The sequence below is a fragment of the Clostridium sp. AM49-4BH genome (assembly GCF_003478335.1).
GTDB lineage: Bacteria > Bacillota > Clostridia > Lachnospirales > Lachnospiraceae > Butyribacter.
Window position 1 is genome coordinate 1 of sequence record NZ_QUFB01000009.1, and the last position, 22,715, is coordinate 22,715.

Annotated in this window: 16 protein-coding genes and 1 pseudogene; 14 read left to right on the forward strand and 3 right to left on the reverse strand. The window is 42.7% G+C overall.

Annotated elements, in window-relative coordinates; all coding sequences use genetic code 11:
• The first annotated feature begins 937 nt into the window (after positions 1-937).
• Together DW981_RS04025 and DW981_RS04030 are read left to right on the forward strand one after the other, a co-directional pair.
• Complete coding sequence (locus tag DW981_RS04025; RefSeq protein ID WP_182434125.1) at positions 938-3,190, forward strand: S8 family serine peptidase; 2,253 nt, start codon at positions 938-940, stop codon at positions 3,188-3,190.
• A gap of 63 nt (positions 3,191-3,253) precedes the next feature.
• Positions 3,254-4,372: a leucine-rich repeat domain-containing protein gene (locus DW981_RS04030; protein ID WP_118506855.1), complete on the forward strand. Its 1,119-nt coding sequence runs from the start codon at positions 3,254-3,256 to the stop codon at positions 4,370-4,372.
• Positions 4,373-4,578: 206 nt separating this feature from the next.
• On the opposite strand, the gene DW981_RS04035 is transcribed toward DW981_RS04030, so the two are convergent.
• The 3 genes from DW981_RS04035 to DW981_RS04040 are packed head-to-tail and all read right to left on the reverse strand — an operon-like array spanning position 4,579 to position 6,636.
• The gene (locus DW981_RS04035; RefSeq protein ID WP_347474501.1) at positions 4,579-5,805 is read right to left on the reverse strand and encodes an RsmB/NOP family class I SAM-dependent RNA methyltransferase; all 1,227 of its coding nucleotides are present in this window, start codon (positions 5,803-5,805) and stop codon (positions 4,579-4,581) included.
• The gene (locus tag DW981_RS16100) at positions 5,781-5,978 is read right to left on the reverse strand and encodes a hypothetical protein (RefSeq protein WP_347474502.1); all 198 of its coding nucleotides are present in this window, start codon (positions 5,976-5,978) and stop codon (positions 5,781-5,783) included. Before DW981_RS16100 ends, DW981_RS04035 begins: the two co-directional genes overlap by 25 nt.
• 16 nt (positions 5,979-5,994) lie before the next feature.
• Positions 5,995-6,636, reverse strand: coding sequence for a DUF4867 family protein (locus DW981_RS04040; protein ID WP_118506856.1), 642 nt, complete (start codon positions 6,634-6,636; stop codon positions 5,995-5,997).
• Between the two features lie 818 nt (positions 6,637-7,454).
• On the opposite strand from DW981_RS04040, the gene DW981_RS04045 reads away from it, so the two are divergent.
• From DW981_RS04045 to DW981_RS04095, 12 genes and pseudogenes are all read left to right on the forward strand, one after another.
• Positions 7,455-8,255 carry a nitrilase-related carbon-nitrogen hydrolase gene (locus DW981_RS04045; RefSeq protein ID WP_118506857.1) on the forward strand — a complete coding sequence of 267 codons (801 nt, stop codon included), beginning with the start codon at positions 7,455-7,457 and terminating at the stop codon, positions 8,253-8,255.
• 22 nt (positions 8,256-8,277) lie between these two features.
• Complete coding sequence (locus tag DW981_RS04050; protein ID WP_118506858.1) at positions 8,278-10,434, forward strand: hypothetical protein; 2,157 nt, start codon at positions 8,278-8,280, stop codon at positions 10,432-10,434.
• Positions 10,435-10,499: 65 nt separating this feature from the next.
• Positions 10,500-12,152, forward strand: a complete 1,653-nt coding sequence (locus DW981_RS04055; RefSeq protein WP_022024914.1) for a putative manganese-dependent inorganic diphosphatase — start codon at positions 10,500-10,502, stop codon at positions 12,150-12,152.
• A 72-nt stretch (positions 12,153-12,224) separates the two neighbouring features.
• Positions 12,225-12,878, forward strand: coding sequence for a LytTR family DNA-binding domain-containing protein (locus DW981_RS04060; RefSeq protein ID WP_182434126.1), 654 nt, complete (start codon positions 12,225-12,227; stop codon positions 12,876-12,878).
• A gap of 497 nt (positions 12,879-13,375) precedes the next feature.
• Positions 13,376-15,369 (forward strand): annotated as a pseudogene (thrS, locus tag DW981_RS04065) (threonine--tRNA ligase).
• A 69-nt stretch (positions 15,370-15,438) separates the two neighbouring features.
• Positions 15,439-16,653 (forward strand): methyltransferase domain-containing protein, encoded by a 1,215-nt coding sequence (locus tag DW981_RS04070; RefSeq protein WP_118506860.1) that lies wholly within the window; start codon positions 15,439-15,441, stop codon positions 16,651-16,653.
• Positions 16,654-16,954: 301 nt separating this feature from the next.
• On the forward strand, positions 16,955-17,842 hold the full coding sequence (rfbA, locus tag DW981_RS04075; protein ID WP_022024918.1) for a glucose-1-phosphate thymidylyltransferase RfbA: 888 nt from the start codon (positions 16,955-16,957) through the stop codon (positions 17,840-17,842).
• On the forward strand, positions 17,835-18,872 hold the full coding sequence (gene rfbB, locus DW981_RS04080; RefSeq protein ID WP_022024919.1) for a dTDP-glucose 4,6-dehydratase: 1,038 nt from the start codon (positions 17,835-17,837) through the stop codon (positions 18,870-18,872). The genes rfbA and rfbB overlap by 8 nt, the downstream gene beginning before the upstream one ends.
• Before the next feature lie 3 nt (positions 18,873-18,875).
• Positions 18,876-19,793 carry a dTDP-4-dehydrorhamnose reductase gene (gene rfbD / locus DW981_RS04085; protein WP_022024920.1) on the forward strand — a complete coding sequence of 306 codons (918 nt, stop codon included), beginning with the start codon at positions 18,876-18,878 and terminating at the stop codon, positions 19,791-19,793.
• Positions 19,794-19,967: 174 nt separating this feature from the next.
• On the forward strand, positions 19,968-20,582 hold the full coding sequence (gene rfbC, locus DW981_RS04090) for a dTDP-4-dehydrorhamnose 3,5-epimerase (protein ID WP_118506861.1): 615 nt from the start codon (positions 19,968-19,970) through the stop codon (positions 20,580-20,582).
• 567 nt (positions 20,583-21,149) lie between these two features.
• Positions 21,150-21,317 (forward strand): hypothetical protein, encoded by a 168-nt coding sequence (locus DW981_RS15015; protein ID WP_182434127.1) that lies wholly within the window; start codon positions 21,150-21,152, stop codon positions 21,315-21,317.
• A 141-nt stretch (positions 21,318-21,458) separates the two neighbouring features.
• Complete coding sequence (locus DW981_RS04095; RefSeq protein WP_118506862.1) at positions 21,459-22,715, forward strand: SPFH domain-containing protein; 1,257 nt, start codon at positions 21,459-21,461, stop codon at positions 22,713-22,715.

The following is a 22,715-nucleotide window of genomic DNA, read 5'->3' on the forward strand; positions in this document are numbered from 1 at the left end:
CGATACTACAAGATGGTGCTTAATAAGTATAAGAAACATAATGTAGCCAAAACAGCAATCGCAAGGGAACTTGCATGCTTCATGTGGGGCATGATGACAGATAACATTGCCTGACGTGGGTATAACATCGTGCTGCTACTGTCAAGACCAAGCCGCCTATGGCGGTGCTTACGCAGCCTTGACATCATCATCCCGCTGTTATGGTGGGTAATTAAGCAGATGTAAGATGGCTTACGCCACATACATCTGGCCAATACAAAGTAACAACTGAAGACATCTTGAAAGGGCTTCGGCCATTTCAAGGTTCGAGCTATCTACGATTCAACTATGTCGGCACAGAGAGATCTGTGATCCACGCTTTTAGACGGTAGAGCTCACGGCGGACCATTGACCTGTAGGTAACCAATCCACGTATATCAGAGTGGCCAAGGCCGAGAACTGATACTCCGAGGCTCTTTCTGGGTGCCTTCAGCAACAATTAAATAAAGTTTGTGGTGATTTCTGTTAATTTGTACTTGACAAGAGGTCATTACATATCAGTTGACTGGAATTAGGATTTTAGGAATTTTAGCTTGCTTATGTGTGCTTTTTTATGGATATATGTTTTGCCCTCAATGTTCCAGTTATTTAATCACTTTTTTTCATGACGATTAAGGTGTTAAAAAGGTTTGAATTTTCCTTGCGAGTATTTTGTGAATCTTCAACCAGATATCCATCAATTTCGCTTCTCAAAAGGGGCGAGGTTTTTTTTATAGATGATCAGATATGTCCAAATTCTTAAGAATTATTAAGATTATGCTGCTATTGTTGACAAGGTAATAGATCTATGGTGTACTAAAGATGTAACTAACGGAAGTTCTGTATAGAGTGAATTATTTTTTGTATCTAGAGTATCTATTTTTTACATGTGAGAAGTGACATGGGTAAGGAGGAGCAAATGAAAAAGAAACGAGTAAGGAAAGGGATCGTGGTCAGCATATTGGCGGCATCTATGGTCCTTGGCGGGGTACAAGAGACATTTACAGTTCGTGCGGCAGCGCACAAAGAAACAGCAAAAGATTACATCGTGAACGTGGCAGATCGACATAAGCTTGACAAGCTGGCAGAAGAGTATGACACTGTGGATCACAATGAAAGTACAGCAGAATTATTGGAAAGTTCCGGCTGTGTGAGCTTGGCACTAACCGATTCACAAGCACAGCAATTGGAACAGGAGTCCGGAGTGGTATCCGTAGAACGTGACGAAATAGTAAGCGGCTGTGAATCGGATGAAGCAGACCAGATCATTCAGTTTGCTAAGGAAGCATGGAATATTGATGCGGTCAATGTGGAGCGTGGAGTATCTGGCAAACCGAAGAAGGCAGAAAACGGCAAAAAGAAGATCGCTGTGATCGATTCCGGGGTAGACATTATAGAAGATATTGATGTGGCTGACCGTGTGGATCTTCTGTACGCCGGGGAAGAATCCTCTTTTCTATGCTGTGATATGACCGGTCATGGAACGGCAGTTGCCAGTATCATCTGTGCGAAAGATGATGACAATGGTGTGACGGGAATCGATGATGATCTGGAAGTCTATTCCGTGCGGATCTTGGATGAAAACAACGAAGCACCGATCAGCAGAGTGGTTGCGGCGCTGCAGTGGTGTGAAGAAAATGGTATTGATATTATCAACATGAGCTTTGGTACGAATTACGATTCCGATATTTTAAGAGAAGAGATCAAATCTGTTGCAGACAAAGGCATTCTGATGATAGCAGCAGCGGGAAATGATAAAGAAGCGGATCAAATATTATATCCGGCCGCATATGAGGAAGTCATGGCTGTTGGCGGTGTCAGTGCAGATATGTCGCCGGCAGACTGTTCGGTACAGGGAGCGGGAGTTGAACTGTCAGCACCGGGAGAATATATTCCGGTACTTGCCCAGTTGGGAGGATTGACCGTGGAATCCGGCACCAGTATGGCAGTACCGCATATTGCTGCGGTAGCGGCGAAGCTGTGGGAGAACCATGCAGACTGGTCCGCCGATAAGATACGACAATGCATGGATGTCAGTGCCAAACAGCTTGCTGATGGGAACGGAAAGATCGTAGACTATAAAGCTGCATCGGAGCTGGCGAAAGATTTTGATGTTGTTTATAAGCCTAATTGCAGCACAAGTGATCTGCCGGAGTGTGGGAGCCATGTTACTGCAGAAGACCGGTATGTGATACCGGGAGTGGTGGCAAAGTGGATGGAAAAAGGACACAATAGTCTTATTAGCGATGCTGTATCGGATGCGAACTTGAAATCAAAATACACGGATAAAAAGATAGCTGTGCTAAAAGCGGTTAGTCTGGCAGTGGATACCTGCAGTGGAACAAGCGGGGGTACCACAGTGAATCTGGCAAAGGATGTACCGAACCTGCATGCGCATAAATATACCAATTATATTACAACAGCCTATTACCTATATAAGATCGCATATTTACAGAAAACTAATCAGGGGAAAAGCATTACGGCGATCATGAACAGTGATTCTGCCAAAGGTGCAGTCATTGATCTGGCAAATCTGTCATATATCAATAAGGCGATCAATATTATCTGCACCAAAGAACTTAAAAAAGGCGGTAAGGCTTATAACATCCCAAATGCCTATACCGGGACCAATGCGGCTGCCAATAACAGAGCACTGCGGGTGCTTGGAATGGCACTGCATGTAGCAGGGGATGCATTTTCTCACAAATCGATTGTGCCAAATGATGATTCTATGCGAAAACAATTGTGGAAAGACGTTATTGGTAATGGAGGGGCTGACTTGTTTATGACGTCAGAGTGCGATCAGATCATAAGAGACATGTATGGCAGTTATATAACATATTCTGCGTTAGATCAGAAGATCACACATGAATATAATGGCAAATCAGTCAATGATAGAAGACGAGAATCTCATAGACATTATGCAGATTATCCGGGATCAAATAGAAACCGTTATCAGTACGGAGCTAAGCATGCGGTGTCAGGACTGCTGCAAAATTATTATAACAAGCATAACAAGTTTAATATTAATGCTTTTAATAATTTTGGAGCAAATGACTCGAAGAATCCAAAGAATGATATTTGCTTATACAGGGTATATACTTATGCGAGAAAATTAGATAAGTCTATCAGCACAACTTCGGCATGGAAAACATATTCACGTTGTGATTGAAACTAGGAATATTAGTATGTGGAACATGATAACAAAAAGTATAGTTGAACAGGAGGGATTCGTATGAAGTGGAAAAATTATCTTTTATTAGCGGTCTTTTGTGCATTAGTTGCAGTGTCTTCCTCAGTAACAGTACATGCACAGCGAGACTACGTGCCGGTGGATGACAGGTATTTGACGTTATTTCAAAAATTCTTTACCATGAAAGAAGCAGAGTGTGGCAAGTGGGGTCAGAAAAATGGGTTTACTTATCTTTATTCGGAAAAAAATAATACAGCTAAGATCGTGGGAATACCAATGGATCAAAAAATAGTCAACGTACCGGAAAAGATTGACGGAAAAACAGTAACAAAGATAGATTTGTATGATGTATTTAGAGCATCAGAACAGCAAGATTATCGTTATGAATTATATGATGTGGAAGAGGGAACGTGGCTTGTACCAAAGGTGGAAATATTAAATATTCCTAAGACGGTTAAATTGATCGATGCGTATGAAGGGGGATCGTTGAATGAGGGGTATTGCAAGGGAATGCAGTCATTCTTAATGCATCTGAAAAAATTTAATGTGGCATCCGGTAATAGGTGGTATAAGTCATATAAAGGGGTTTTATATACCAAAAATGGAAAGAAATTGATTTCAGTTCCTAGAAAATATACGGCAAAAACGGTTAAAGTAAAAAAGGGAACAACAAAGATAGCAGATTCCGCTTTTTCTTTCTGCACCAACATCAAAAAGGTGATCCTGCCGGATACGGTAAAGATAATTGAACAGAATGCGTTTGTGCGCTGTTCGTTGAATTATATTAGGATGCCTAGAAGACTGAAGATATTGGAGGTGACAGCATTTCGTAGCTCTGCGTTGAAGAAGATAACCGTATACGGAAAGGTGGAACTAGATCAAACATTTTCAGATTGCAAAAAGTTAAAGTCTGTAGTGCTAAAAAAAGGAGTTAAGAAACTTGGAGAATATGTGTTTATTGATTGTCCGAAACTGAGGAGTGTGACGGTTCCTAAAGGCATAAAAAATCTTTGGTTGTACATTGACAGCATATTTTATTATCGTGGATTAAAGTGTAACCTTTCCAACATTACCATAAAAACACCAAAGAATTCAGAAATGTATAAGGAACGTAAATTTTTGAAGAAACGATACAAAATAAAAGTGAAAGTCATCAAGTAGCATTTGCGATAAGTGCTAATAGCGAACAAATTACAGAGCAAAACCAGCGTTTTGCTCTGTTTTTGACTTTATAGGAAACTTCTCGTTTCCTATAAAGCAAAAAACGCTCCGCGAGGATGCGCATCTCGCGGAGAAGAAGTTAGCTGCAAACAGTACCGCTCGAGCGCGAAAGAGTCGCAAGCGACTCTTTGTTCTGTGGAGCTTCTTTAATATTGTGTTCGCAACCCTTTTGGATAATGATTTTTCAGTGTGCCTTTTGTGGCTTTGGCAAACCCTAATGGAAATCCCTGATAGCACACAAGCACCCATCCTTGCAATGAGGTAGAGGTCATCAGCGTCTCTCCTTGCAGATACCTTGCAGCTTCTTCCTCTGTAGTTTCATAAGAAAGCATAGAATCTGAACGTAATGCTTTGGCAAGCGCATACGATGGTTCGAAACGATTTTTCTTAAGGGTTCCCAAGTGTAGTCCCGGACGAATTACTTTGAGTCCCTTTAGAGATGGAGTCTCCGCTGGGAGCGCATAGAGTTCATCTCCAAAAACAGTAAGGGAGTCCATTGCAATATCTATGGGTTCATTTGTAAAAACTTGTTTTGCAAAGTCCGTAAAATAGGACAGATCAAAAGTGCTTTTTGACGCTTTTTTCGAAATTTTTTTGGTTCGTTTTTGACGTGTGTCGATCGGATCAGAAGTATCCAATGCTGTGTGTGGATCGCCCTGCCCCTTGCGCAGACGCACAGCGAAGTGCCCTTCACCAGAGATCAGATGGGGATATAAACGCATGGTACCTGCAATGGTGCCATCTTTAATGCCACAGTCTGTCGGAAGAAAATCTTCCCACGGTTCGATAAAATATTCGTCATGTTTATCCAAAAAGTCGGACACTTGTTCTTCATCTTCCTGCGGCGCAAATGTACAGGTAGAATACACCAAGACACCGCCGGGTTTTAACATGGCATCGGCATAAGCTAAGATCATTTTCTGACGTTCTTTGCAAAGTGTGACATTTTCTGGTGACCATTCAGAAATGGCACCGGCATCTTTGCGGAACATCCCCTCCCCGGAACAGGGAGCATCCACTACGATACGATCAAAAAAGAGCGGGAAATGCGAGGCAATACGTTCCGGTGATTCGTTACAGACCAGTGCATTGGTAATGCCCATTCGTTCTACATTTTGAGATAGGATCTTCGCTCTGCCGGGAATGATCTCATTGGAAACGAGCAGTCCCTGCCCCTGCATACGAGCAGCAATCCCGGTACTTTTGCCGCCGGGAGCCGCGCAGAGATCGAGAATACGCTCGCCCGGCATCGGATCTAGCAATGTGATAACAGACATAGCACTTGGATCTTGAATATAATATGCTCCGGCCTCATGTAATATATGTTTGCCGGGGCGTTCGGCGCTGCTTACATGAAATCCTTCCGGATCCATGGGACATTCGTCAAGGCAAAAGGAAGGACTGGGATGATCTCATCCACAGTCCCTTTTAAAAGATTTAAGCGAAGTCCATAAGAAGTATCCGCATCATAGGATGCGACAAATGCATCATATTCCGCACCAAGCTGTTTTTTCATACGTGCTAAAAATGCTTCTGGTAAATTCATAGGAGTTTCTCCAAATCTATTTGATCAAATCAGTAATATCGATGTTATCGCCAGTGATTCCAACATGTGCGCCATCTGCTGCTTCAGCAGTATCTTTATGAGCAAGAAGCCACTTGTTCTGAGCCCACAGAAGATTATCTTCTGCATTCTTAACGGTCAAAGCAGGCTTATCTTCGTTTGTGCCCTTAGGGAGTACGATAACAACACGGAAACCTTCACCAAGCTTGGCACTGCATGGCGCATAATGTAAGGTCGTTGCGTAGAGCTCAACAGCAGTTCCCTTTGGACATAAGAAAGCTTCTGTCTTGGATGAATCAATCTTGCCATCCTGTATATCCTGCTGTCTTGCTACCAATAAGATGACATCATCGGCAGCAATATCGATCTCGCTGTCACGATGATATTCAAAACAATTTAACTTGGTATTTGTTCCATTGCAGTAACCGATCTGGATCGGCATACCACCATAGCAGTTGATCTGAAGATCCTTGTAAGCAGGTGTTGCCTCTAACTCAGCACAGCCCGGAACGTAGATCACAGAATCGGCAGGCTTCTCAGAGCACTTCTCCAAGGTGGCAAGTAGTTCGGCATAATCGTAACCGTCTACGACGCGTCCATATACTTCAAATGCTTTGTCATTTACTGATTGTATGTTCATTTTTTCCTCCATTCTGAAACGTCTCTATACGGAGAGAACATTTCGATAAAATATTGTGCCTCAAACTTCGCACATCCGAAATGATCATATCGTCACATATTGCTTATTATGTCAGAATACTTAGCATTTTGCAGCCACAACATAGTGGCTTCTGCCGGCAGAGAACTATAGTAATTGCCTTGCCGCATTTTTGTTTTTGGTGATTTCTAAATTTTGTTGTCTCTGATGATTGATTTACATGCCTTACGGAGAACTCGACGTCCCGGAAGCAAGGTATTCATCATTTTTGAAAGGGACTTTGCGCTCGTCGTTACTTATGTCTTGTATTTCAGAGACATTAAGTAACGTGACGTAGCGCATCGTAGCGAAAGCGTCCCGTCCAAAAATGGATGATACCTTGCTAAAACGGGACATCTCAGACACTCCTTCGGGCATGTATTCATCAGAGACTTAACAAAATAAGAAATCATAAAAAAACTCTGCGTTCTGCGGCAATTATCTTAGTTCGCTGTCGGCAGAACAAGTTCATTTGTTGGCTGCAAAATATCCCCTTTATTGCTGACATAATAAGCAATATGTAACCTGACAGCAGCTTCGGATGTGCGAAGCTTGTGTATTTCGATTATTATAGCACACATCTTTTTTTTTGACTATGTATTTATCATGGATCTTCGAACTCTAATATGTTGAGTTGTCAGATTGTTCAAATTTTCCTTGCAAAAACTGTCGCAAATCATATGGAGTTGTGCTATACTGAATAAGATAGTGGGAAGATAGATTCTTAATGAAATGCATCGAGAAAGGTTTGGTGATTACAAATGCGGATAGCACTTGGACAACTGGACATGGTGTGGGAGAATGCAGATGCATCTATAGATAGAGCGGAGACGTTGATCAAGCAGGCAGCGGAAGCCGCGGCAGAATGCATTATATTTCCGGAGATGAGCTTTACCGGAGTCACTCTAAACACGGCAAAAGTGGCAGAAGATCCTAAGGATTCTCGCACAGTGCAGCGAATGAAAGAATTGGCAAAATCTTACAATCTTGCCATTGGCTTTGGATGGGCAGCAAGCCCGGAGGGAGAAGAAAAGCTTGTAACCAATCGCTTTACACTATTGGACAAAGAGGGAACGGTAGTCGGAGAATATAAAAAAATGCATCCGTTTACTTATGGGGGTGAATCGGATTGTTATGCCAAAGGAAATGAAATTGTTACTGTCCCGTTTTTGGGACGGAAGATAGCCCTGTTTATCTGTTATGATCTACGTTTTCCGGAGATCTTTCAGATCGCAGCACGGGAAGCGGATGTTTTGCTGGTGATCGCTAACTGGCCACAGATCAGGCGGGAACATTGGCAGACACTACTGCGGGCACGTGCAATCGAAACACAGTCTTATGTAGTCGGCGTGAATTGCGTGGGAATGCATGATGGCTGTGCGTATTCCGGAGACAGCATGGCAGTAGATTCGATCGGTAATATTTTAGGAATGCTGTCCGGCAGGGAAGGAATTCTTGTTTGTGATCTGGATGACAGAGCGTGGTCATTGCGTCACAAATTCAGCACTAGGGCAGATCGCAGAGAAGATCTGTACCGCACTTATTTTGCTTTAAATAATTAAAGTAAATGACATGGAGGAAGATATGAGACAATATGAAATAGCGATCCGCATTGCACAGGTGCATCATTTAGCGGAAGAAAGAAAATATAAGAAAGCATTGACGGTCATCCAGACGTTAGACATGCGTCAGGTTCGTAATATCAGTGACCTCAAGGTATTTGCGGAGGTGTACACCCGCACAGAGCAGTTTGAGGCGGCGAAGGCAACTTATCTGCGGATTTATAAAAAGTCCAGAACACGCCGTATTTTATATCGTTTGATCTATTTGGCGATACGCACCAATGAACTGGACGATGCAGAAAGCTATTATAAAGAATTTGTACGCATGAATCCAAATAATAGAGATGCTTTGATCTTACGGTACCGCATTGATAAAGCTGCGGGCGTGCCGATCAGTCAGTTAATCGACACATTAAAGAGTCTCAAAGAAGAAGAATACATAGAAGAGTGGGCATATGAGTTAGCGAAACTGTATCAGCAGGCGGGGCGCTACGAGGAATGTGCGGAAGAATGCGAAGATATTAAGTTATGGTTTGGTCAGGGCGAGATCGTAGAACGCGCCAAGCTTTTGCTGGAGCATATTGAAGAGAAAAATCCGCTGCCTTTTATGGATGATAAGGATTTTACGGTTAAGACCGAGAAACCAAATCCGGATGATACCGGATCACTTCCGGCGTTGAATGAATATTTGGAGGCGGGAAATGAACAGGAGATGAAATATCTTAAGAAAGTAGATCCTGCGAAGTTTGAGGAGACGATGGTTAAGACAATATCTGAGGAGGAGCAGGAAAGTGAGTCGGAGATGGACGAACAGTCTGCATCGACAGAGAGTACAGAGAAGTCAGCAGAAGAGGAATCTACAGATATATGGAAACCGGAGACTCCGGTGGAATCGGCTGCGACAGAAGAGGCGCAGGAAATCTTTTCGGATGCTCCGGTAGACGCAGAGCCGGAGAACATTGCAATGGAGACTGCGTCAGAGCCCGCTAAAGAACCACAAGAACCTAGGGCGGCACAGACAACGGTTACAGCCCAACCGGCAGACAATAAGTACAGCGCGATCAATCCTGCAGATTTTCCAAGAATTTCACAGTCAGGAACCGGGATCACACAGGACCTTGCGGCAGAAATCTCTGCTATTTATGAGGCGGAGCAAAATGAACAGTTAAAAGAAAAAGCAGTTGCTGTATACCAGGAATTGCCAAATAAAACAAATGAAGTATTTGAGCGTATGACAGAATCATCTGCACAGACACCAACAAAAGAGTATGTTCCACTCTCTTCTCAGAACAAAGAAGTTACAGCAGAAGAGACAGATATGGCGCAGACGAATGTCATTCCGACCGTGGATGTACCGGAAGAACCGATGTTTCAGGAGACAGTGGTTATTCCACCGGAGGCAGAGAGAGAATCTTTACCGGAGCAGTCTGCAGAAGAAAATGTATCCGGCAGTGTAGAACAGCCGGTGAATGACGATGTCGTTGATGCAGCTTTCAACGGACAGACGGAACAGGATGCGGCAATGACTGCCGAGTCAGAAATTAACACATCAGAGGAAACACAAATACCAAACGAAGATGGTGATTCGCTGCCAGAGCAGCAGATCGCTGGCACAGAACAAACAGCGGAGGCGGTATTAATGGACGAATTAGAAAAAGAAGTACAGCAGCAGGACGCAGCGATCAGCCAGTCTTTGACCGGAGAAACGCTGCCGGAAAAGGATTTGCCAACGACACGTGCGTTACATCGTTCTTTTGCCGATATTTTGATTTTGATCGGAGGAGAACTGGATCCATCTCATTTTGTTTTGATGGGGGATGGAGAAGAACGTATTCTTGGAATATCCAAGAAAATAGCAATGGTTATGCGGGAAACCGGATATTTAAGTGCAGGACGTATCGCGCGTATTGATGCAGAACAGTTAAATAGTATGGATCTGATGCAGTTTAAGTCACAGCTCAAAGGAAATTGTCTGTTAGTTACCAGAGCGGCAGATCTGTTATTCCCAACGATCACGAAGATTTTCTCCATTATGGATGAATATTACGGTGACTTTGCAGTGATCTTATCGGATGAGGGAGCGACGTTGGATCAGTTGTTCCGCTTTGTTCCGGCGTTGGCAAGAAGATTTAAATATATTATTGATATTTCACAATATACAGAGCAGGATTATCGATAAACAATCGTGGAAGTTAGACTTGACTGGATTTTGAAGTCAGGATATCAGATGCATGGAGGTTAAGTATGTCATATAAATATGAATCCGTTGTGAATGTGATCGGTCATATCAATCCGGATACTGATTCCGTTTGCTCAGCGATTGCATATGCGAATCTGAAGTCGCAGAGTACCGGAGAAAAATATATCCCGAAGAGAGCGGGACAGATCAATGCAGAAACGCAGTTTGTGTTGAAGCATTTTGGTGTGTCGGCACCCGACTATATGGGCGATGTCCGGACACAGGTTATTGATATTGATGTGCAGAGAGTGACTGGTGTTAGTCAGGAAATATCTTTGAAACGTGCATGGGAGTTGATGAAAACAGACACGCTGCAGACACTTCCGATCGTCGATGCTTCCCAAAAGCTGTTGGGGTTGATCACGATTGAAGATATTGCGAAATCCTACATGGATGTGTATGACAGCCGTATCATTTCAAAAGCAGGGACACCATTTCATAATATTGTAGAAACCTTAGATGGCGATATGATACACGGTGATATGGATGAGGAGATTACTTCCGGTAAGTGCCTGATTGCAGCCGCTAACCCGGATCTGATGGAAAGCTATATTGAAAAAGATGATATCGTCATATTGGGAAACCGTTATGAGTCGCAGCTTTGTGCCATTGAGATGGGCGCAAAATGTATTATTGTCTGTGATGGAGCATTGGTTTCTTATACCATCAGCCGTCTTGCAGAAAGCAGGGGCTGTTATATTATCAAAACGCCTTATGATACGTTTACGGCATCACGTCTGATAAACCAGAGTATCCCAATCCGTTTCTTTATGAAGAGTGAAAATCTGATCACGTTTGGTCTGGGAGAATATTTGGATGATATTCGTGACACGATGGCGAAAAAGAGATACCGGGATTTCCCAATCTTAGATTGGAATGAGAATTATTTTGGTATGATTTCCCGTCGAAGTCTGCTCGGTGCGCGTAAGAAAAAGCTGATCTTAGTAGATCATAATGAGCTGACACAGGCAGTAGATGGCATGGAAGAGGCCGAGATTATCGAGATTATCGATCATCACCGTATTGGAAGTATTGAAACAATGGGACCGGTATTTTTCCGCAATCAGCCGTTAGGCTGTACGGCAACGATCATTTATCAAATGTACCGCGAGTCAGGTGTGGAACTCACAGAGAAGATTGCCGGGTTATTGTGCTCCGCAATCTTGTCCGATACGCTGATTTATCGTTCTCCGACCTGCACAGATACAGACCGCGAGGCGGCAGAGGCGCTGGCAGAGATTGCCGGCATTGATACGGAACAGTATGCGGCAGAAATGTTTGCGGCGGGCAGCAAATTATCTTCGAAATCTCCGGAAGAAATTTTCTATCAGGATTTCAAGAAATTTGTGGCAAATGACCTTGTCTTTGGGGTTGGACAGATCACTTCGATGGATCGTCAGGAACTTGTTGCGATCAAGGATAAATTGTTACCATATATGGAAAAGGCGCTTGCCAACCATGAGGTGGAGATGTTGTTCTTTATGCTGACCGACATTTTGCAGGGTACGACAGAGCTATTGTATCATGGCAATGGGGCAAGAGAATTGGCAGTGAAAGCATTTCATCTGCCTGAAGATACGAAGCAGATCATTTTGCAGGATACGGTTTCTCGTAAGAAGCAGATCATACCTGCGATGATGATCGCAGCACAGGAATAAAAGATAAAGCAGGGAGTATAAATATGTGTCCATTCCTTTGGCAGTAGATGAACGGATACATGGAGGATGAGTATGATAAAAATAGCATTATGTGATGACAATGAGGTGGAAAGAAGATTACTTCGCAAAATAGTAACGGCAGTTTTACAGGAACTACATCAGGAAGTGTTGATCGTGGAGTTTTCCTCAGGTGAAAAGTTACAGCGTAATTTTTCAAGAGGAGATTATGACCTGATCTTTTTGGATGTTTTTATGAAAGAGATGGACGGTATCGCTACCGGACGTGCGATTCGTAAAAAAGATGTCAAAGTGGAGATCATATTGGCAACCGGAAGTGATCAATATCTGCGGGAAGGCTATGAACTGCATGCGTTTGCATATCTGATGAAACCCTATGATGTTATGCAGGTACGTGCAACGATATGTGATTACTTTTCGAGAAATCAGGTCAGTACACATGATGAAGATATGGAGTTTTTGCGTTTCAGCGTTCAGCAGAAGAAATTCTGCATTAAACAGAGAGAAATTAGTGTGATAGAGTCGGAGGGGCGCGTGGTATATATTTATCATGGAGATGAAAAATATCGTGCATATCAGCGGCTTAACACGATCGAGCAAAAACTCAATATGAAATATTTTTTACGCTGTAACCAAAGCTATATTATTAACGTGGAGCAGGTCGATGGCGTCATTGATTACGATTTTCATATGAAAACGGCATGGTGATCCCGATCCGCAAACGCGATAAAAAAGATATTGTACAAAAATATTATCAGAAAAAAAGTGAACTGAACGATTGACAAAGTGAAAAGATAGTATTAAGATTACGAATACAAAGAAGTAAAAACGTTGATGAGACGAGTACATTTCATGCGTGATGACAGAGAGAGATGGGAATCGGCAGTTGCCGAGGCGCTGGAACATCTTATCACAAAGAAGTGGAAAACTACCTCGGAGTGACCCCAATCCGGTTCGGCTGACACCGTTATCGTCGAATGAGTTGCAGTGACAGAAGATGCTCACTGAACAAGGGTGGAACCGCGCTGATATTACGTCCCTTCTATAGAGATATAGAAGGGACTTTTTTATTTTATAGGAAACTGCTCGTTTCCTATAAAATAAAAAAGCTCTGCCCTTTCCGAACAATGCTTACAACTTCGCCGTCCGTGTGCTGCCTGACGGTGTAGTTATAATAAATAACACGCAGCACAGAAAAGAGGAAAATCATGAAGATTACATTAAAAGATGGCTCTTTCAAAGAGTATGAGAGTGCAATGGCAGTCATTGATATTGCAAAAGATATCAGTGAAGGTCTGGCACGTGTTGCTTGTGTCGCAGAAGTAGATGGAAAGATCGTTGATCTTCGAACTACCGTAGATAAAGATTGTACCTTGAATATTTTAACCTTCGATTCTGAGGAAGGTAAGAAAGCATACCGTCATACCTGTGCACACGTTATGGCAGAGGCAGTAAAGCACTTGTATCCGGACGCAAAGCTGACGATCGGACCTGCGATCGACAATGGTTTTTATTATGATTTTGATATGCCAAGTCTGACAAGAGAAGACTTAGATTCGATCGAAAAAGAGATGAAGAAGATCATCAAAAAAGGCGATAAGCTGGAGTATTTTACATTGCCTAAGGATGAGGCGATCAAGCTGATGACAGAGCGCGATGAGCCATATAAAGTAGAGATGATCAAAGAGCATGGAGATGATGAGACATTATCCTTCTATCAGCAGGGCGATTTCATTGAGTTCTGTGCCGGACCACACTTGATGAGCACAAAGCAGATTAAGGCATTTAAGCTTACTTCTTCCTCAGGAGCTTATTGGAGAGGCGATGAGAAGAACAAGATGCTGACTCGTATTTATGGTACAGCATACAATAAGAAAGCAGATCTGGAAGAATACTTAGAGTATCTTGCAGATATTAAGAACCGCGACCACAACAAACTTGGCCGTGAGATGGATCTGTTTACAACGGTTGATGTAATCGGACAGGGGCTTCCATTGTTCATGCCAAAGGGAACAAAAATGATCCAGAAATTACAGCGTTGGATCGAGGATCTGGAGGATAATGAGTGGGGTTATGTTCGTACTCGTACACCACTGATGGCGAAGTCCGATCTGTACAAGATTTCCGATCACTGGGGACATTACAAAGAGGGTATGTTCATTCTCGGTGAGGATGATGAAGATGAGGAAGGCAACAGCATTTCCGGTAATGACATCTTTGCACTCCGTCCAATGACCTGCCCATTCCAGTATTATGTATACAAGGCTCGTCAGAAATCTTACCGTGATCTGCCATACCGCATGGGTGAGACATCTACCTGTTCCGTAATGAGGATTCCGGAGAGATGCATGGACTTACTCGTGTACGTCAGTTTACGATCTCCGAGGGACATCTGGTATGTATGCCGGAGCAGATCGCAGACGAATTTAAGAATTGTGTAAATCTTGCAAAATATTGCTTGGAGACACTTGGCTTAGAGGAAGATGTAACATATCGTATGTCTAAGTGGGATCCGGAAAATCCGGACAAATATCTTGGTGACGCGGCAGAGTGGGACCGCGTTGAGGGCGCAATGCGTGAGATTTTGGATGACATCGGTCTGGAATATACAGAGGAAGCCGGCGAGGCTGCTTTCTATGGCCCTAAGCTTGATATTCAGGCTAAGAATGTATATGGCAAAGAGGATACGATGATTACGATCCAGCTTGATATGTTCTTGGCTGAGCGTTTTGATATGTATTATATTGATCAGAATGGTGATAAGAAACGTCCATATATCATTCATAGAACCTCTCTTGGATGCTATGAGCGTACCCTTGCATGGCTGATTGAAAAATATGCCGGTAAATTCCCAACATGGCTTTGCCCGGAGCAGGTTCGTGTACTTCCAATTTCTGAGAAATACGCAGACTATGCCGAGAAAGTTTTGGCAGAACTCAAGAAAAACGGTATTGACGCAACGGTGGATAACCGTTCTGAGAAGATCGGTTACAAGATTCGAGAGGCAAGACTGGATAAGCTTCCTTATATGCTCGTTGTTGGTGCAAAAGAAGAGGAAGAGAATAAGGTTTCTGTTCGCAGCCGCTTTGCAGGTGATGAGGGCGTGAAAGATCTGTCCGAATTTATCGATGCGATCTGCAAGGAGATCCGCACAAAAGAGATCCGCAAGGAAGAGCCACAGGATCAGGATAACAAATAATGTGATTGTGGGAACCTGCAGTCAAACAAAAGTTTTGTGTGGACAGACCGCATAAGCAGGAGTAGAAGCATGGTCAAAAAGAAAGAATCCGGCGGAGTGTATTACTCCTCCGGAGAATTTGCACGAATGGCACAGATCACTGTGCGTACAGTGCGTTATTATGATAAACAGAATATCCTAAAACCGTCCCTTGTCACGCCGACAGGGGCGCGTTTTTATACGGAAGAAGATTTTGCCAGACTGCAGCAGATCATGCTGCTAAAATATCTTGGTTTTTCGTTGGAAGATATTCGTGAGTTGACAGTGAATGACAGCGATTATTCGTATTTGGAACATTCGCTGGAACAGCAGCAAAATCTTGTGCGTGACCGTATTGAGCAGTTGCAGCTTGTGGAGCAGGCGATTGGTGAGACGGTAACGGAGATCAGGCAGCAACAGAATGTAGACTGGAACCGTATGCGGGAATTGATCCATTTGACGGGCATGGAAAACAGTCTCAAGGCGCAGTATCGCAACTCGACCAATATATCGGCAAGGATCCGATTACATCGTCTATTTTCCAGCAATAAGCAGGGGTGGTTTCCTTGGATCTATGAACAATGCCAGATCACAGAAGGCATGAAGATCTTGGAACTGGGCTGCGGCAATGGCCGTCTGTGGATAGAGAATAAAGCCAAGCTTCCTGCAGATTGTGAGATCATTTTATCGGATATTTCAGAGGGAATGATTCGAGATGTCCGTCGTGAACAAAGTCTGCAGGATGATCGATTTTCCTTTGCGGCGTTTGACTGCCATGCGATTCCGTATGAGGATGCATCCTTTGATCTGGTGATTGCAAATCATGTCCTCTTTTATTGCAAAGATGTGGACCGTGTCTGCAGTGAGGTTGGCCGTGTGTTAAAACCGGGTGGACGATTTGTGTGTGGAACGTATGGTGTGGCGCATATGCAGGAAGTGAGCCGGCTTGTTACACAGTTTGACGATCGGATCACGTTGTCCGGCGAGAATTTGTACGAGCACTTTGGCAAAGAAAATGGTGCACAGGCACTTGCACCATATTTTGCGGAGGTGGACTGGCAGCAATACGAGGATGCACTTATCGTGACGCAGGCAGAGCCGTTGATCGAATATGTGTTGTCGTGTCATGGCAATCAGAACCAGTATATTTTGGAGAAATACAACAAATTTCGCAAATATGTCGAGGGACAGATTCGCAATGGATATACAATCACAAAGGATGCCGGGATATTTATCAGTGTAACGGATGCAAACGATTCGCAATGATCGGTGAGAGATGATTGACGGTAAATGATTGATAACAATATACAGAAGTTGCATCAATTGATACAGTTAGCAGTAATGTGCAGAATTATTTGGTGAAATACCACAAAATCAGACGTGCAATATTGTATACTATTCACAAAAATGAAAAAACTACTTGAAGGTGACGTAACGTCACCTTTTAGTATGCAATTAGACAAAATAAATTGCAGAATAAGAGACAGATGCTGTTAGGATAGAACGTTCAGTTATCCGGAGCATCAGAAACAGTTTAAGTTTTTCATAGGAAAGGAATGGTAACACAATGAAGGGAATAATTCTTGCCGGTGGTTCCGGAACCAGATTGTATCCATTGACGAAAGTAACCAGTAAACAGCTTTTGCCGGTTTATGATAAACCGATGATCTATTATCCATTGTCTGTATTGATGGATGCCAAGATCAAAGATATTTTGATCATTTCCACTCCGGAAGATACACCTCGTTTTGAGGCGTTGTTAGGAGACGGACATCAGTTTGGAGTGCAGTTAAGCTATGCGGTACAGGCAAGCCCGGACGGTCTTGCACAGGCGTTTATTATCGGCGAGGAATTTATCGGCGATGACTGCGTTGCTATGGTGCTTGGTGACAATATTTTTGCCGGACATGGTTTTAAGAAAAGATTGCATGCGGCAGTAGAGAATGCGGAACAGAAGAAAGAAGCTACGGTGTTTGGATATTATGTGGATGATCCGGAACGCTTTGGTATTGTTGAGTTTGATGCGAATGGAAAGGCAGTTTCCATCGAGGAGAAGCCGGAGAAACCAAAGAGTAATTATTGTGTCACCGGACTTTACTTCTATGATAATGATGTTGTGAAACTTGCCAAGAGTTTGAAACCATCTGCGAGAAATGAGCTTGAGATCACGGATCTGAATAGAATGTACCTGGAACAGGGAAGACTGAATGTAGAGCTTTTGGGACAGGGCTTTACTTGGCTGGATACCGGTACTCATGAGAGCTTGGTAGATGCAACGAACTTTGTCAAGACGGTTGAAGTGCATCAGCACCGCAAGATTGCCTGCTTGGAAGAGATCGCATACCGCAATGGTTGGATCACCAAGGAAGATGTATTGGAAGTATATGAAGAAGTTAAGAAAAACCAATATGGTAAATATTTGATGGATGTACTGGAGGGAAAATATTATGAGTAAGACAATTATTGTGACAGGTGGAGCAGGATTTATCGGCAGCAACTTTGTATTCCATATGTTGAATACATACCCGGATTACCGCATTGTATGTTTGGACTGCCTGACGTATGCCGGCAATTTATCAACATTAGCACCGGTTATGGATAATCCGAATTTCCGTTTTGTAAAAGAAGATATTACCGATCGTGATGCCGTTTATCAGTTGTTTGAGGAAGAGCATCCGGATATCGTTGTGAATTTTGCGGCAGAAAGCCACGTTGACCGTTCTATCGAGGATCCGGAAGTATTTCTTCGCACGAATATCCTTGGTACGGCGGTACTTATGGATGCATGCCGTAAATATGGCATTGAGCGCTATCATCAGGTATCTACCGATGAAGTGTATGGAGATCTTCCTTTGGACCGCCCGGATCTGTTCTTTACCGAGGAAACACCGATCCATACTTCCAGTCCATATTCTTCCAGCAAGGCATCTGCGGATCTGTTAGTATTGGCATATCACCGCACATACGGTTTGCCGGTAACGATCAGCCGCTGCTCTAACAACTATGGACCATACCATTTTCCGGAGAAATTGATCCCGCTGATGATCGCAAATGCGCTGAATGATAAGCCGCTTCCGGTATACGGCAAGGGAGAAAATGTCCGTGACTGGCTGTATGTAGAGGATCATTGCCGTGCTATTGACTTGATCATTCATAAGGGCAGAGTCGGTGAAGTATATAATGTAGGTGGTCACAATGAGATGACCAACATTGATATTGTTAAGATTATTTGTAAAGAACTTGGCAAGCCGGAGAGTTTGATCACATATGTTGCTGACCGTAAGGGCCACGATATGCGTTATGCGATCGATCCAACAAAGATCCACAGTGAGCTTGGATGGCTTCCGGAGACAAAGTTTGCCGATGGTATCAAGAAGACAATCCAATGGTATTTGGATAACCGTGAGTGGTGGGAGACGATCATTTCGGGAGAGTATCAGAACTATTATGCAAAAATGTATGGAAATCGTTCCGAGGAGAAATAAGAAATGAAAGTATTTGTAACAGGAGTCGGCGGACAGCTTGGCTATGATGTGATGAATGAATTGCACCAAAGAGGAATAGAGAGTATCGGCAGTGATGTTTTGCCGGAGGTGACCTCTATTGATGCACCGTATTATTCACTGGACATTACGGATGGGGCTGCTGTGAGTGCGATGCTGGAGAAATTGAAACCGGATGCGGTGATCCATTGTGCTGCTTGGACTGCGGTAGATGCTGCAGAAGATGAGGATAAGCAGGAGACCGTACGTAAGGTCAACGTAGAGGGAACGAAAAATATTGCTACTGAGTGTGGAGCGTTAGACATCCCGATGATGTATATCAGTACAGATTATGTGTTTGACGGTCAGGGACAGACACCTTGGAAGCCGGACTGTAAGGAGTATGCACCGCTTAATGTTTATGGTGAAACGAAATTGGCGGGAGAGCTTGCAGTGGCAGAGTTTGCATCTAGATTTTTCATTGTGCGTATCGCCTGGGTATTTGGCTTAAATGGCAATAATTTCATCAAAACCATGTTAAAAGTCGGAAAAACGCATGACACGTTGACGGTTGTAGACGATCAGATCGGAACACCGACTTACACATATGACTTGGCAAGGCTGTTGGTTGATATGATCCAGACGGATAAGTATGGTTATTATCATGCGACCAATGAAGGTGGCTATATCAGTTGGTACGACTTTGCGCGGGAAATCTTTGCACAGGCGGCAGCGCTTGGTCACGAAGAATATGATGCAGCGCATTTGACGGTAAAGCCGGTGACAACGGCAGAATATGGAGCGTCGAAAGCAGCAAGACCGTTTAACAGCAGACTGGATAAGAGTAAGCTTACCGAGCAGGGATTTACACTGCTCCCAACTTGGCAGGATGCGCTGACACGGTATTTGCAGGAAGTGCTGTAATTGAATGTATACTGAAATGTTCGTAGGACAGAGAGTTGCTGTGATGTAATGGTGTGTCCGTGGAACAGAAAACTGTTATAATATAAAGGTGTGTCCGTGGGACAGAAAACTGTTATGATGTAAAGGTGTGCCTGGGGATCAGACTACAGGACGGGAAAGGAATATGGGATTCATATGGGACAGATAAAAGTAGAGAAAAATGCAGGTGGTATTGAAGGGTTGTGTGTGATCGAGCCAAAGGTATTTGGCGATAACCGCGGTTATTTTGTAGAGACTTACAATAAGCAGGATATGGTGGCAGAGGGACTGGATATGGAATTTGTACAGGATAATCAGTCCCAGTCTACCAAAGGAGTGCTTCGTGGTCTGCACTTCCAAAAGCAGTATCCGCAGGGAAAACTTGTGCGGGTCACCAAGGGGCGTGTTTTTGATGTAGCAGTTGACTTACGTACCGGCAGCAAGACCTATGGAAAATGGTTTGGTGTGGAGTTGTCAGAGGACAATTTCAAGCAGTTTTACATTCCGGAAGGATTTGCACATGGATTTTTGGTATTGTCGGATATAGCAGTTTTTTGCTACAAATGTACAGATTTTTATCATCCGGGAGACGAGGGCGGTCTTGCTTGGAATGACCCGGAGATTGGCGTGGACTGGCCGGAACTGAAAGGTGAGTACAAAGGAACTGCCTCAGCGGAAGGATATGCTTTGGCAGACGGTACCCCACTTAACTTGAGTGATAAAGATCAGTTGTGGCATGGTCTGAAAGATACGTTCCACTTTGATATGTAGTGAAAAATATGGGGATACGAGCCTTGGCGCTGTGTGCAGAGATGTGCGCAGCGTCTTTTTTTAATGTGCGCCTTGCGGCGCACGTCGCTAATGGGTGAAAGTCCCGAATCCGCCCTAGCAGTGGGAAGGACTGGACTTTAGGAGATGTGAGTAAATGAATGTAACCAAAGATGGATTTAAGAACAGACAACTTCATATAGAGGACTATCTGCAAATGGTATCTGCGTAACAGAAAGAGTATACAGAAGTGTTCACCCATTCAAGGATTACTGAAAAAATCACAAAAAAGTCACCAAAGTTTTTCTTTGAATTTTGTGGATAATTTACAAAAAAATATGATAATAAATGCCAGTTACTTGTTTTTGTTGCGATTATTTCAGTGTATTTCGAGTTTCTGAAAAAGATGTTTGTTGTAAAATTTCGGAAAAAAGTTGTACATGCCATGTGATATGCTTTTTTTGCTGAACGGTGTAAAGACTTATCTGGCATCGTTCCCTCGCATGAAAACAAGGACACGAAAAAAGGAGGAAAAAGAGATAAATTTCTGACCAAGGTGCTGCATTAAAAATGAAAAAGTTAGCTGTTTTTTATTTTTCTTTTGCATATGATAGTGGGCATCCATACGGAATGGATTATGCAAAAGAAATTACGGAAAATGAAAATATTTATGTTGACTTTAATGCTATAGTTGGTTGGGCTCAAAAAGAAGGAATAGTTGATAAACAATTCAGATAAAGGTAGCGGCAATACACTTTAGTCGAGTAGTCAAGCTGCTGAAAAAACAAAAGTTCAAAGTATCTGAATTATATTAAATCACAATATTAAAAGAAAGGAAATGTGTGGTAATTAATTTTATAATTATCATACAAGGAACATATGCAAATATTTGACGTAATAAAAGGTGAAATAAATAATAGAACATTCGTATGGAAGTTTCCAGGAGAAGATTTTAATACTCATTCAACCCTGATTGTACATGAAACACAAGAGGCAGCTTTTTTTAAAGATGGTCAGTTGACGGATATCTTTCAACCGGGATCATATAAGTTGCATACTAAAAATATACCTATTTTAAACAAGCTTATCAATTTGCCGAATGATGGAATATCGCAATTTCATTGTGAAGTATATTTTGTAAACAAGACGGAACAAATGGCAATTAATTGGGGTGTGGGAGACATAAAATATAGTGATCCAAGCATGAATTTGCCGCCATTTGCTATTAGTACGTCCGGTGAAATGAGTATTAAAGTAGTAGATTCCAAAAAAATATTATTGAAATTGGTTGGAACGGAGACGCAATTCGATCAAGAACATATGATGAGATATTTTAAGGGGATTATAATTTCATGCATCAAACAATGGCTTCCGGCAATTTTAAGAGAAGAAAATGCTTCGATTTTTAATCTTGAGAGTAATCCAATGGGGATTGCAGAACAACTTAAAAAGGCAATTTCCAGTTATATGTTTGAATATGGAATAGCGTTGGTGGATCTATACGTGAATAATATCAATGTATCTGCTGATGATCCTAATTATCAAATGTATAAACGTTTGTGGTCTCAAAATACTTTCTTGGATCTGGAAGAAAAAAATCGGATAAAAGAAGCTGCAATCAATGCAAATGTCAGAATTACGGAGCATATGGCAGATGAGGAAATAAAAAAGCGCGATGCAATCGCTCAAAGTATTGCTAATAAAACTCTTAATATGACAGAACATCAGCGAAGAGGATTTGGGGTGATGGATATTGCGGCAGCTAATGAAGGAATTGGAAGAAGTAGCGCACCAATGATGGGAGTTGGAATGGGAATGGGGATGGCACCATTTATTAGTCAGACAATGGGTAGTTTTGGAAATGAAATTCAGGGAAGTAGTCTAATGACACCGATTTCAGACAATGATAGTGCAAATATAAAGGTAACCCCTAGCAACGTCAACGAGGATAGTGATGATATACCGGGAATGATTCATTTGAAAACACCAGGAGAAAATACATCCAATGAAACACATCACGTTGATGATGAAGAGTATATGAAAAGGTTAAGACGTTTGAAAATGGCTTGGCAGGAAGGATTATACACTGACGAGGAGTTCAAAATCGAACGAGAAAAATTAAAGGATTTATTATAA

Excerpts from the sequence above, each read along its gene's own strand:
- DW981_RS04055 (WP_022024914.1), top strand. The coding sequence starts at position 10,500 with ATGTCATATAAATATGAATCCGTTGTGAATGTGATCGGTCATATCAAT.
- DW981_RS04060 (WP_182434126.1), top strand. The coding sequence starts at position 12,225 with ATGATAAAAATAGCATTATGTGATGACAATGAGGTGGAAAGAAGATTA.
- DW981_RS04070 (WP_118506860.1), top strand. The coding sequence starts at position 15,439 with ATGGTCAAAAAGAAAGAATCCGGCGGAGTGTATTACTCCTCCGGAGAA.
- DW981_RS04025 (WP_182434125.1), top strand. The coding sequence starts at position 938 with ATGAAAAAGAAACGAGTAAGGAAAGGGATCGTGGTCAGCATATTGGCG.
- DW981_RS04035 (WP_347474501.1), bottom strand. The coding sequence starts at position 5,805 with ATGGATCCGGAAGGATTTCATGTAAGCAGCGCCGAACGCCCCGGCAAA.
- DW981_RS16100 (WP_347474502.1), bottom strand. The coding sequence starts at position 5,978 with ATGAATTTACCAGAAGCATTTTTAGCACGTATGAAAAAACAGCTTGGT.
- rfbC (WP_118506861.1), top strand. The coding sequence starts at position 19,968 with ATGGGACAGATAAAAGTAGAGAAAAATGCAGGTGGTATTGAAGGGTTG.
- rfbB (WP_022024919.1), top strand. The coding sequence starts at position 17,835 with ATGAGTAAGACAATTATTGTGACAGGTGGAGCAGGATTTATCGGCAGC.
- rfbA (WP_022024918.1), top strand. The coding sequence starts at position 16,955 with ATGAAGGGAATAATTCTTGCCGGTGGTTCCGGAACCAGATTGTATCCA.
- DW981_RS04045 (WP_118506857.1), top strand. The coding sequence starts at position 7,455 with ATGCGGATAGCACTTGGACAACTGGACATGGTGTGGGAGAATGCAGAT.
- DW981_RS04040 (WP_118506856.1), bottom strand. The coding sequence starts at position 6,636 with ATGAACATACAATCAGTAAATGACAAAGCATTTGAAGTATATGGACGC.
- DW981_RS04030 (WP_118506855.1), top strand. The coding sequence starts at position 3,254 with ATGAAGTGGAAAAATTATCTTTTATTAGCGGTCTTTTGTGCATTAGTT.
- DW981_RS04050 (WP_118506858.1), top strand. The coding sequence starts at position 8,278 with ATGAGACAATATGAAATAGCGATCCGCATTGCACAGGTGCATCATTTA.
- rfbD (WP_022024920.1), top strand. The coding sequence starts at position 18,876 with ATGAAAGTATTTGTAACAGGAGTCGGCGGACAGCTTGGCTATGATGTG.
- DW981_RS15015 (WP_182434127.1), top strand. The coding sequence starts at position 21,150 with ATGAAAAAGTTAGCTGTTTTTTATTTTTCTTTTGCATATGATAGTGGG.
- DW981_RS04095 (WP_118506862.1), top strand. The coding sequence starts at position 21,459 with ATGCAAATATTTGACGTAATAAAAGGTGAAATAAATAATAGAACATTC.